The sequence below is a fragment of the Caulobacter sp. DWR1-3-2b1 genome (assembly GCF_049895765.1).
GTDB lineage: Bacteria > Pseudomonadota > Alphaproteobacteria > Caulobacterales > Caulobacteraceae > Caulobacter.
In genome coordinates, this window is the sequence record NZ_JAFCSZ010000053.1 from 1 (window position 1) to 11,191 (window position 11,191).

Genomic DNA, 11,191 nt, shown 5'->3' on the forward strand with positions numbered 1-11,191 from the left:
CTCCATCATCCCCTCAGCAGGGGCGCCCACGATGCCGTGGAATCCGTGCCCACCATCGCGTGGAAATCGTGCCCATGATGCCGTGGAATACGCGCCCACGATGCCGTGGAATGCGCATTGTAAGGGCCGGACCTCGTCCAGCGGATGAGGCTTCTCTCACTCGCAGCGCTGCACATTCAGCCTTACTACGGTCCCTGACGCCGAGCTATCGGCGAGCGTGCGGGCTATCGCCCCCAAGAGCACGCGGTCGGGGGCGGGCGAAGGTGCGATCAGGGACACTCGCCCCTCTGAGGAGATCTTCCCGCAGAAGTCACATAAAGCTGAAATTTGCAGTTTCGGCACACCCAAAGTGTGCGCTTTTACGCATAAACGAGATTTATGTGTGTTTCGGCTTGCAAAAGTGATCCCTTTCTCGGGGATATCGGCGTCCAAATATTGGACGCTGATCGGGGGTCAGTTTTGAACGCCGTTTGACACCCCAGACTCTGGCCTTGCCACGGTCGCGCAGCACCCCAAGCGAGAACAAAGACTCGATCTGGCGCTTCCCATTTCCGTGGGGCTGCGGTGCTCGATAACAACGGAAGTGTTATGGAGCAATTGCACGGGGTATGCGGGCCACCGGGCGGCGGTGGCTTGAGCGCAAAGATCCCGGATGCGCGCGCCATTCTGTGAGGGGTGAACCTCAGGTCATCCTGGGACGGCTTTCTTTTACGAGCGCCAGTTCAGGCCAACGGGCTTGCAGAAATTGAGCCTGTTCGCGGGAGATGGGCAGGTCGGCCATCGCCTGGGGCCAAGTATCGAGGGCTTGGACGACGTGGTCGCGCACCTCGCGGGCGATCCAGTCTGGATCGAGGCCCAGATGTTCCGCCACGCGGCGGAAGTGATGCAGACGCACCGAACCAAACCGGCGGATCTTGGCGAACGGCAGGCCCAACGTGTCGTCTAGCGGTGTGAACAAGACGGTGGGGACAATGTCGTAGGCTGGCGAGAGCCGAACCTCTCCGGGCGCGGGAAAGATGAACGACCAGTTCTTCAGGTGGTTGTCGCCGTTACCCAGCAGAATGTCGGCCACCAGTCGCCGGAAGCCCTCGATCACGTCGTCGCGCCAGTCGGTGCTGAAGCGGGCGATCATGTTCAGGACCGTTTCGGTGTTGGCCGTGTATTTGCGCTCGCCCACGGCGCCGAGGATCTGGCCCGCGTCCTCGATGTGGATGCGGCCACCCTCGTTGATCCGGTCAAAGCGCTCGACGGCCAGGGCTTGCTCGCCCACCAGCATCTCAGGCGGGACGGCGGCAATGGCCTCATTCGAGACGAGGCGACAGTTGGCGGTGCGCACGCCCAGGCTTCTGGCCAGGCTCATCGCTGTGAATTCGGCCTCAGGCAGGCCGGGATGAGCGGCGGAGGCCAGCTTGAGGATGTAGCGGCCTTCGCCAGAGCGGGCTGGGGCGGTGAAGCGTTGCCCATCCTCGGCGGCGATGAACTTCAATTGCACGCCGGCCAGGGAGAACTTCACCTGGCCGTCGGGCACGGGCGTGCGAAAGCCTGCAACCTGATCCCAGCGCAGCGGGCCAGCAGAGGCGGGCGCCTCCGCATTGTCGGGCGTCACAAAGACCGCGCCCGGCAAATCGGCGCCCAGTCGCGTGATCAGGTCGAAGGGGTCGTGATCACCCGGTCCCATTTCGTTGATCACTAGGCCGCGCAGCGCGCCCTCTGGCAACAGGCCGGTGAACCACGGTGGCAGGCCGCCATAGAGGCCGATCTTGTCGCCACGATAATCCAGTCGCTGGCGTGTCTCGCCAGGGTCGTTGGGCGTGAGCCAGGTCAGGCTGAGGATCGGCCGCGCCTCGTCTCGCAGCCAGGCCTCCTCGGGCAAAAAAGCCGTTGCGCCGATCGCATCGCGGGTCAGCGCCCCGACGCGCAACGGGGCGCCATGCTGATTGAGCAGATAGACACCCAGGATCGCGGCCTGCTTAGCCACCCGGGCTCTCCTCGTCCTCATCACCCAGGTCGATGAACAACTCGTCAAAGGTCGAACGAGGCGCGCTACGGGTATGGTGCGCCCAGGAACCTTGAACAGGGGGGGGCTTGCCCGCCCGCGCGCCCACCTGGCTTCGCGGGACCAGGACAGGAACCAGATCGAGGGCGTCGCAGATTTCAGCCAGTAAGGTCAGGCGGTCTTTACCCAGGCGCCCGCGTAAAAGATCGGTTTCGAGCTCTGAGACTCGGCCCTGTTCGCGCCCCAGCCGCTTGGCCAGTTGATCCTGGGTTAGGCCTCTGGAGCGGCGAGCCGCTTTTAGAGCCCCGCCCAATTGCTGAAAGATGTCATTTCTCATCCGATATTCCGGATATGTGGACGCAAGAATCCAGAATATCGGATACCTAACATCTAGACTGAAGTCCATATAAATCCGATATGTCGGATAGTATCCTCCATTATCCGGAATTACGGATAATGGATTTCTCATTCCATTTCGCCCTTCGTCAAGGAAACAAACTGAAGACGCGAAGCCATCGCGTCTGGTTTCACATCGTTTCCAAGAAGGTAACTTTTCTCGAAACTTTTCAGGCCTGCATACCGCCTCTGCCGCACAAAAAACTATTCCGCACGCAACATAAAAAACCATTATGTTTACAGCATAAAAAACTATTATCCGCGCAACATCAAACACGATCAATGCTACGGCTGAATCTCGGACTCAAGAGCGGAGACCAGCTACATGCCCACGCCGAACGAAAAACTCGCCAACGCGCTGGAGGCCTTGAAGACAGTTCAAGCCACGGGGCGCATGGCGATCCGCTCGAAGGATCTGACGCGCACGGTTCGCGAGCGGCTGCTCAAGCACGGCTTTCTGCAGGAGGTGATCAAGGGCTGGTACATCCCGGCGTGTCCCGGCGCTGGACCAGATGAGAGCACCGCCTGGTACACTTCGTTCTGGGATTTCTGTCGCGACTATCTCACCGAGAGATTCGGAACGGAGTGGTCGCTCACGCCGGAGCAGTCCCTCGTCCTGCAGGCGGGGAACACCAGCGTCCCCCGACAACTGCTTGTCAGGGCGCGCGGGGCGCATAACCAGGTCACCAATTTCATCCACGGCACCTCTCTTTTCGAGGGCGCCCACACGCTTCCAGAACCTGATGACGTCGTGCAACTGACCGGCCTCAGGCTGTTTAAGCCCGAGGCGGCGCTGATCGCCGCGCAGCCATCGTTTTTCGAGCACTACCCCACCGAAGCGCGCACCATTCTCTCGACTCAGCGAGATGCCTCGGCCTTGTTGGCCCGCCTGCTGAGCGGCGGCCACACAGCTATCGCCGGTCGCCTAGCAGGAGCGTTCCGGAACATTGGTCGCGACCGCGAAGCCGACGACATACTGTCTGGCATGCGCGCGGCCGACTACAATGCGCGCGAGACGGATCCCTTCAAGGATCAGGTTGCGCGTGTGCCTTACCGTCGTGACGCCTCGCCCTACATCCAGCGCATCCGGCTGCTGTGGCAGAAAATGCGTGCGGACATCCCTGGGCGCTTTCCCGCGCCGCCCGCGAAGATCACCGACATCGACGCCTATCTGCGTCAAGTCGACGACATCTACGTGACCGACGCGTACCACTCCCTGTCGATCGAGGGCTATCAGGTCAGCACCGGCTCGATCGAGCGGGTGCGCAGCGGAAACTGGGATCCCGAGCAGGACAGGGCAGACCGCGACCTTGAGAACGGCCTGGCCGCCCGGGGCTATTGGCTGGCTTTCCAAGCCGTGCGGGCCAGCGTGCGTCGGGTTCTGGACGGCGAGAATCCGGGAGAGGTCGCCGATCGTGACCATAGCGCTTGGTATCGAGAGCTGTTCGCACCGAAGGTGACCGCAGGCATCCTCAAACCTGAAAACCTCGCCGGATACCGAAATGCCGCAGTCTATCTGCGGGGCTCCCGCCATGTGCCGCCCAATGCCGACGCGGTGCGGGACGCCATGCCCGCCTTCTTCGACCTCCTCGCCGAGGAGGCGGATCCAGCGGTCCGCATCGTGCTGGGTCATTTCATCTATGTCTACATTCACCCCTACATGGACGGGAATGGCCGCACCGGCCGCTTCTTGATGAACGTCATGATGGCGGCGGCGGGCTACCCCTGGACCGTGATCCCGGTCCAGTCGCGGACCGAGTACATGGCCGCTCTGGAGGCCGCCAGTGTCGACCAGAACATCGTGCCGTTTACCGAGTTTCTGGCCAGTCAGATCGGCCGGTCCGTTCCCAAGGCTGATTGACGCCTTTGAGATTGAGGGGCGGTCATCGGGCCGCCCCTTAGGTCTGGCTCTTTACCCATGACCGGCTTAGACGGTTCAGTGCCTGCGCGCTCATCGGGCGCCAGTGGGGTAGCGCGTTATCGTCTGTCCCTCCACACCTAACGAGGATTTTTCGCCGGCTAACCATTTCGCCGACTAGGCCATGAACAGAACGCCTTCACCGTCCCAGAATCGAAGCGACACAATTAGAGAAGAATTCTGCGACTATTCCGGGGTTTTTGTCCGAAAACTTACGAAATAATCCCGCAATTTCCGGTTTTGTTCCAATTGTAATATTTCTCAGCTGTATTAAATCATAATCTATTTCAATAGGTTAAGTGGCTTGTCGCGATTGCCGAACCTGACCGTATCCTGCGTATCGGAACCGTGCTGCAACGCACGGGCCTGAGCCGTTCAACCCTCTACCGGAAGATCCAAGACGGCACCTTTCCGCGCCAAGTCCAAATCAGCGTCCACGGCGCCGGGTGGCGCGAGTCTGCGATCAACGGTTGAGTTGCGGATCCGGTGGGATTTCGAGACAAAACCCACTCAACAGGAAAGTTTGGCCGCGCATCAGCCTTGGCCGGCGACCGCTCCTGAGCTGGAAATACGTCCAGCGCTACCGGGGGCGACGGGAGACGCAAGACACCTATCGGGCTGAGTGCGGGTTCGGACGGCGCCAACGATTTCAGTCTGGGCTCGAAGCGAAAATCCGTTCTCACCGTCAGGTATTAAGCGGCGTCTTAACCGGCATTCCAACCGGCAAGGCGATTGGTTATATATGGTCCTAAGGTTATGAAAATTCTTGGGTTATATCCGGCATTGTAACCGGCAAATCTGGTGGACTAAATGCACGTGGATTTTATGGAGCCCATGCTGCCTTCAGAGGGCGAGCGGGGGCTGGAAGACGTCAGTTTCGAGCTGATCTCGCAAGCTAACGCCCTGGCCGGCCGCGTCCATCCGCAGGTGCGCGAAGCGGTGGGCGATCTCGTGCGCTCGATGAACTGCTACTATTCGAACCTGATCGAAGGGCATGACACCCATCCGCGCGACATCGACCGCGCGCTCGCCAAGGACTATTCGACCGAGCCAAGGCAACGCGTCCTTCAACTCGAGGCCGTGGCGCATATCGAGGTGCAGGCTCTCATCGATGCGGGCGAGGATCCTCAAGTCTGGCCGGCCACGACGGAATACGCCTGCTGGCTGCATCGGGAATTTTGCAGTCGCCTGCCCGAGGAACTGCTTTGGGCCGAGAACCCCGACACGGGAGAGCGCATCGCCATCGTTCCGGGCGAACTTCGCACGCGCCACGTCCAGGTTGGCAAACACGAGCCGCCAGAGCCCGGCGACCTGCCCCTCTTCATGGCGCGCTTTGACAGCGCCTATGATCCCGCGCGCCTGTCGAAGATGCGCCAGCTCCAAGCTGTCGCCGCCGCCCACCATAGATTGCTTTGGATCCATCCCTTCCTGGACGGAAATGGCAGGGTCACCCGCCTGATGTCTCACGCCCTGCTTAAGCGGTTGGGGGTAGGGACGAGCTTGTGGTCGGCCTCGCGCGGATTGGCTCGCAGCGTGCAGAACTACAAGTCGCTGCTGATGGCCGCCGATGGACTCAAGCGCGGTGAACGGGACGGACGCGGCAACCTCACCCAAGCTGGCCTAGTCGAGTTTAGCGACTACTTTCTGCGAACTTGCGTCGATCAGGTCGCCTACATGGCTTCGATCCTCGAACCGAAGGAACTCCTGCGGCGGATGGAGCTCTATGTCGAGGACGAGACTCGGGCCGGGCGACTCCCCAAAGGCAGCTTCCCGATCCTGCGAGAGGTTGTGCTCGCTGGTGAAGTGGAGCGTGGTCGGGCTCCGGAGTTGACTGGCTACCAGGAGCGCGCGGCGCGTACGGTCGTTGCTCGATTGCTAGAATTGGGCCTCCTGACATCAGACGGACACCGTTCGCGCCTGAGGCTGGGCTTACCGATCGACGTGGTGGAGCGATGGTTTCCCCGGCTCTATCCTGTCGGCTAGACCAAGCAGAACGGCTGGACGCGTCCGTCAAAGGATGACGAGAGGCCACAAGCGCGACCTCGCCCGAAGGATTACCCCGGAGGCGTTGCCACGCTGACGGCACGAGCCTGCGCTATTCCATGGTCTTCCAAGACGGTATGTCTGCATCATTGATCAGGCCAACCTTGGCGTAGCGCTCCTCTAGCGCTTCGAGCATCAGGTCGTCGCCGAGCCTCGCGAGGCGACCCCGCGCCCAGCTCATAAAAAAGACAGCTTCCGGGCTGTCACGAAGGTCGCCGTGATCGTAGCGAGCCAGGAAGTCCTCCAATTGCCGAGCCGCCTCGCGACGCTCCAGTTGTCTTTCGGGGAACTTGATCTTGACGGCAGAACGGGATCTTGGGCCGGCAAATCGCAATCGCGACCATTTGAAATTGTTCTACCGACCAAATGAAATTGGAGAGCTGTGATCCACCGTCGTGACTCCACTCAAGACATAGCGAAGAATGATCGCGCCACGTCGGCGTGGCCCCCGGCGATGTCGGCCTTGGAAAGCGCAGTGACGCCAGCTGCGTCGGCGAAGCCGGGCCAGCCGGCCAGCGCGGCGGCCACCTCGTCAATGACCTGATCGACTGCCGCCTTATCGTAGCCGTGACGCTTGCCCAGGGCTCTGACGTGGGTCCGTGTCGGGCGCCGCCCCTCGCCCTCGACGTCGAGATAGTGTTCGCCGCCCGGACCGGTCGAATAGGTCAAATCGTAAGCCGGCGCGAGCCGCCACACCCCCGCCGGGTCCATCAGGTAGCTGTGCTGGCGGACATGATCATCGCGGTTGCTGGCCAGGATATTGAAGACCATGCGCCGGAAGGCTGCGGCCAGATCGTCGGCATGCCGCGTGATGGTCAAGGTCGCCCGCAGGAATAGGTCGTAGGAGGAGGGCTGCATCCAAGGGGACTCGATCGCGCCCCCCAGAGAAAGCATGTGGAGCCGGCGTCCAGGCTCGGGCCGGTCGAACCGCCGCGTGGCGAAGTAGCCTGGGCCGGACTTGGCCGGAAGCAGTCGGTGCTCGGATACGTCAAGGCCCGCCGCCTTGGCCATGGCGGCATAAGCCGCCTCGATCGGCCCGATGTCCGGCTGATCGTTGGGTGCGGCGAACTTGACAATCCATGCGGTGTGGCCTGGCGCGGCCTCGCCCTCGCCCTCGCCCTCGCCCTCGGCTACGGAGATCGCGCCGCTCGGATCGAAACCCACGTGGATTTTCGGGCGCGCGCCACCCGATCCGTTGGCCAGCGTGGCCAGGGTGGCCGCCAGCTCACTTTCATCACCGGCCAGGATGGCTGTCGCCTCGGTGGCCAAGATGTCTAGGTCCAGGGTCTCAACTTCGGCTGCGGGCGCGGTTTCGGGAACAAACGCCATGGCGCCACGACCGTGCCGTCCGACCAAGGCCAGCCTGTCGAGGGGACTAAGGTCGTCGATACGGACGCCCAGCTTGGCAAGCCGTCGTCGGGCGACAAGGCTTCCCCAGGCATCAGGCAGGCTGTCAGCGATAAAGCCATGCAGGCCTTCGAGGTCGCGACGACGGGCTCCGTGAAGGCCAGGCTCCGGCGGATAGTTCAGGCCCGAGATCGGCAGCTTGCTGGTCAGGATTGTGGGCGACCATTCCAACTGAGCCAGACCCTGGGCCATCGCCAGGCGCGCTGCCGGCATAGGCGGTTGGTCTTCATCGAAGGTGAGGTTGATCGCGAGCGGCGCACCCGGTTCCAACTTCATGCGCGAGGGGGAGCAGGTCGTCGGGCCTGCGCCTTCTGCTGGCGCAGTAGCTCGTCAAGGGTCGAGGCGACCGGAGCGGGGAAGAGAACCTCTAGGCCTTCCTCGCATCGCAGTGCGACCGCCGCCTTCACGAGATCTTCCACGGAGGCTTGCCCCATGCCCTCTAGTCGTCGCCATGTACGGTAATTGACCCCGGAGCGTTCGGCAGCTGCCTGCTGGGTCCAGCCCAGAGCCTTTCGGCGGACGCCGATGCGCTGCCCCATTTCCTGCAAAAGTTCAGCGTAAGTTTTTAGCATTGGCCATATATGGGCGATTATAAGGAAATCTGCAATTAATTGGCCAAATGTGGCCTATTTTTTTTGTAGATGGTGCGGGTGTGGACTGTTGCACTGAGTGCGTCATCAGAAGATGTCCTCACCGTTCGCGCCTGAGGCTGGGCTTCCCGATCGACCTGGTGGAGCGATGGTTTCCCCGACTCTATCCTGTCGGCTAGCTATAAGCTTGCCCGCGACTTTACAGGATGTCGGCGATTTCTAGCGACGCTGCGGGCTCCACTGCGGTGCCGAGGTGATGGCGCGTCGCCTTGTTGCTGCCGGTGCGCGTGAGCGCGCCCATGGCGACCAGGGCGGCCAGGTCGCGTGTCGCCGTGGCGGGCGGGGCGGCTGTGATCTTCATATAGTTGGCGGCGCTCAAGCCACCAGGATTCTCCTCGTCTTCATCACTCAGGTCGATGAACACCTCGTCAAAGGTCGAACGAGGCGCGATGTGGCTAGTTTCCCGGCGGCGCCGCCGGCCACTTATTCAAGTGCCAACCAAGCGGCTATTGGTAACAACCTAGAGCGGCGCGTGCGCCCGCTCGGCGGCCCCTCATCAGGAAATATCCATGACTTCGGTGGCGGCCGGCTTGGGACGTGACGCGAGGGTCAGATTCAGATCGAGGGCTTGCAGGAGATCGAGCAGGGTCGAGATCTTCGCGCCGTTATGGCCGCGCTCGATGATCGAGACCATCTCCTGGCGCGTCCCGGCCAGATTCGCCAATTGCGACTGGCTTAGGCCGCGCTCTTGGCGAACGTTCTTGATGTGCGCGCCGAGTTGGTCAGGCGAACTCGCGATCAGGGACATTTGCCGGCTCCAAAGCACGCTTGATCGCAGATTCCGCACAACGGTTCACTACGTGAGTTTCGGCGTAATCTGGAAATATGCGCTTTATCGCACAACTTAGATTTATGCGATAAAGCGCATAAAGTGAGCCCCCCCGAACGACGAGCGGTTGGACGCTGTAGGCTGATACTTGGAGGATGCAGTGACTCAACCGTGCGGTCAGATCGTGTTCGAAGGGATCGCCGATGCGCTCCGTCAATTTCGTACTTCGCGAATTTTTCTTCGCCACGCGGCGCAGATCCTCAAGCCCTGCAGAAAAGAGCCAATCCGGAGAATCGAAAGCGAAACAATTGGCGAACGCGCTTAGGGACTATTCCGGGATTTTTGACCGAAAACTTACGGAATAGTCCCGGAATTTCCGGTTTTGTTCCAATCGGAAAATTCCGCAACCGCAAAAAATATCTATATAATTCAATAGTTTAGTTGGCGGCCCGGAAGGGACTCGAACCCCTGACCTTCGCTTTAGGAAAGCGCTGCTCTATCCTGCTGAGCTACCGGGCCGCGCGCGCTGCGCGGGCGCAGGGTCAATAGCGCAGGATGGCGGGCTTGCGAACCCCGTCCGAGAAGGGGATGGGATGGGGCTGCTGGGTCGTCTGAAGTCGTTGTACGTGCAGGTGTTGATCGCCATCGCGCTGGGCGTACTGGTCGGAGCGCTGTGGCCGACCGTCGGAGTGGCGCTCAAGCCGCTGGGCGACGCCTTCATCAAGCTGATCAAGCTGGTCATCGCGCCGGTGATCTTCTGCACCGTGGCCGGCGGCATCGCACGGATGGGCGACATCAAGGCCTTCGGGCGGGTCGGGGTGAAGGCCCTGATCTATTTCGAGGTGGTTTCGACCGTGGCCCTGGTGATCGGCCTGATCGTCGGCTGGCTGGTCAAACCGGGCGCGGGTTTCAATATCGATCCCGCCACCCTGGATCCCAAGATCGCCGCCGGTTACTTGGCCAAGGCCCACGAAGGCGAGGGCATGGTCGCCTATCTGCTGCACCTGATCCCCGATACCTTCATCGGCGCCTTCGCCGATGGCAACCTGCTGCAGGTGCTGGTGATCTCGATCCTGACAGGCTTTGCCTGTACGCGTCTTGGAGAGTTCGGCGACAAGGTCGCCGATGGTCTGGAAGACCTGGCCAAGCTGTTCTTCGGACTCATCCACGTGGTGGTGCGGCTCGCGCCACTGGGCGCGTTCGGCGCCATGGGCTTCACCATCGGCAAGTATGGCCTCGAGGCCCTGGTCCAGCTGGGCGCGCTGGTGGCGACCTTCTATCTGACCGCGCTGATCTTCGTGCTGGTGGTGCTGGGCGGAATCGCGGCGGCCGCGGGGTTCTCGATCTTCAGGTTCCTGGCCTATATCCGCGAGGAACTGCTGATCGTGCTGGGCACCAGTTCCTCGGAATCGGTTCTGCCCCAGATGATGGAGAAACTGGAGCGGCTGGGCGCCCGCAAGTCGGTCGTCGGGCTGGTGATCCCTACGGGCTACAGCTTCAATCTGGACGGCACAAACATCTACATGACCCTGGCCACCCTGTTCCTGGCCCAGGCAACCAATACACATCTGGACCTCTGGCAGATTCTCAGTCTGCTGGGCGTGGCCATGCTGACGTCCAAGGGGGCCAGCGGCGTCACGGGGGCGGGGTTCATCACCCTGGCGGCCACCCTGGCTGTCGTACCCGACATCCCCCTTGCCGCCCTCGCCGTACTGGTGGGCGTCGACCGGTTCATGAGTGAGTGCCGGGCCTTGACCAATCTGGTCGGCAACGGCGTCGCCACGCTGGTCGTGGCCCGCTGGGATGGGGCTTTGGATCGCGACCAGTTGTCGCGGGAGTTGCGGCGAGGCCCTGTTCCGGTGACTGCGCTGGTCGACGGAAAGGCGAGCGCCGACTAGATGTTTGGTCCCGGACTTTGATGGGTTGGATCGACGTTGAATCTGTCGGGCTCTTTTGTCCAGATTTTGCAGATGTATTCGTATGGGGTCAGGCCGTTGAGGGTCTTCAGACGG

General features: G+C 61.5%; 10 protein-coding genes, 1 tRNA gene and 1 pseudogene. 4 read left to right on the plus strand and 8 right to left on the minus strand.

Translation table 11 applies throughout. From position 1 onward, the window contains the following. Positions 1-682: 682 nt before the first annotated feature. Positions 683-1,978: a type II toxin-antitoxin system HipA family toxin gene (locus ACP69S_RS21485; RefSeq protein WP_426000708.1), complete on the minus strand. Its 1,296-nt coding sequence runs from the start codon at positions 1,976-1,978 to the stop codon at positions 683-685. After that, on the minus strand, positions 1,971-2,624 hold the full coding sequence (locus tag ACP69S_RS21490; RefSeq protein WP_426000722.1) for a helix-turn-helix domain-containing protein: 654 nt from the start codon (positions 2,622-2,624) through the stop codon (positions 1,971-1,973). The genes ACP69S_RS21485 and ACP69S_RS21490 overlap by 8 nt, the downstream gene beginning before the upstream one ends. Before the next feature lie 93 nt (positions 2,625-2,717). Between ACP69S_RS21490 and ACP69S_RS21495 the strand changes: the two genes are divergently transcribed. From ACP69S_RS21495 to ACP69S_RS21505, 3 genes are all read left to right on the plus strand, one after another. Continuing rightward, complete coding sequence (locus ACP69S_RS21495; RefSeq protein ID WP_426000710.1) at positions 2,718-4,253, plus strand: Fic family protein; 1,536 nt, start codon at positions 2,718-2,720, stop codon at positions 4,251-4,253. Positions 4,254-4,643: 390 nt separating this feature from the next. Further along, positions 4,644-4,784, plus strand: coding sequence for a helix-turn-helix transcriptional regulator (locus ACP69S_RS21500; RefSeq protein ID WP_426000724.1), 141 nt, complete (start codon positions 4,644-4,646; stop codon positions 4,782-4,784). Between the two features lie 360 nt (positions 4,785-5,144). Next, positions 5,145-6,293 (plus strand): Fic family protein, encoded by a 1,149-nt coding sequence (locus ACP69S_RS21505; RefSeq protein ID WP_426000712.1) that lies wholly within the window; start codon positions 5,145-5,147, stop codon positions 6,291-6,293. Positions 6,294-6,405: 112 nt separating this feature from the next. On the opposite strand, the gene ACP69S_RS21510 is transcribed toward ACP69S_RS21505, so the two are convergent. From ACP69S_RS21510 to ACP69S_RS21530, 5 genes are all read right to left on the minus strand, one after another. Next, positions 6,406-6,600 carry a hypothetical protein gene (locus ACP69S_RS21510; RefSeq protein WP_426000714.1) on the minus strand — a complete coding sequence of 65 codons (195 nt, stop codon included), beginning with the start codon at positions 6,598-6,600 and terminating at the stop codon, positions 6,406-6,408. Between the two features lie 158 nt (positions 6,601-6,758). Beyond that, positions 6,759-7,973, minus strand: a complete 1,215-nt coding sequence (locus tag ACP69S_RS21515) for a type II toxin-antitoxin system HipA family toxin (protein WP_426000716.1) — start codon at positions 7,971-7,973, stop codon at positions 6,759-6,761. 576 nt (positions 7,974-8,549) lie between these two features. Further along, entirely contained in the window at positions 8,550-8,729 is a 180-nt protein-coding gene (locus ACP69S_RS21520) for a hypothetical protein (protein WP_426000718.1), read from the minus strand. 177 nt (positions 8,730-8,906) lie between these two features. Next, positions 8,907-9,158 (minus strand): helix-turn-helix domain-containing protein, encoded by a 252-nt coding sequence (locus ACP69S_RS21525; RefSeq protein ID WP_426000720.1) that lies wholly within the window; start codon positions 9,156-9,158, stop codon positions 8,907-8,909. Positions 9,159-9,621: 463 nt separating this feature from the next. Next, positions 9,622-9,698: transfer RNA gene (locus ACP69S_RS21530), tRNA-Arg, on the minus strand. Positions 9,699-9,790: 92 nt separating this feature from the next. On the opposite strand from ACP69S_RS21530, the gene ACP69S_RS21535 reads away from it, so the two are divergent. Beyond that, complete coding sequence (locus ACP69S_RS21535) at positions 9,791-11,077, plus strand: dicarboxylate/amino acid:cation symporter (RefSeq protein ID WP_426000726.1); 1,287 nt, start codon at positions 9,791-9,793, stop codon at positions 11,075-11,077. Here the strand turns inward: ACP69S_RS21535 and ACP69S_RS21540 are convergent. Next, positions 11,074-11,191 (minus strand): annotated as a pseudogene (locus ACP69S_RS21540) (IS481 family transposase); the annotation flags it as partial. The gene ACP69S_RS21535 and the pseudogene ACP69S_RS21540 sit on opposite strands and share 4 nt — an antisense overlap.

What these genes read in the sequence shown, in the direction of transcription:
- ACP69S_RS21495 (WP_426000710.1), top strand. Translation starts at nt 2,718, where the DNA reads ATGCCCACGCCGAACGAAAAACTCGCCAACGCGCTGGAGGCCTTGAAG.
- ACP69S_RS21505 (WP_426000712.1), top strand. Translation starts at nt 5,145, where the DNA reads ATGCTGCCTTCAGAGGGCGAGCGGGGGCTGGAAGACGTCAGTTTCGAG.
- ACP69S_RS21515 (WP_426000716.1), bottom strand. Translation starts at nt 7,973, where the DNA reads ATGCCGGCAGCGCGCCTGGCGATGGCCCAGGGTCTGGCTCAGTTGGAA.
- ACP69S_RS21490 (WP_426000722.1), bottom strand. Translation starts at nt 2,624, where the DNA reads ATGGTTTTTTATGTTGCGTGCGGAATAGTTTTTTGTGCGGCAGAGGCG.
- ACP69S_RS21525 (WP_426000720.1), bottom strand. Translation starts at nt 9,158, where the DNA reads ATGTCCCTGATCGCGAGTTCGCCTGACCAACTCGGCGCGCACATCAAG.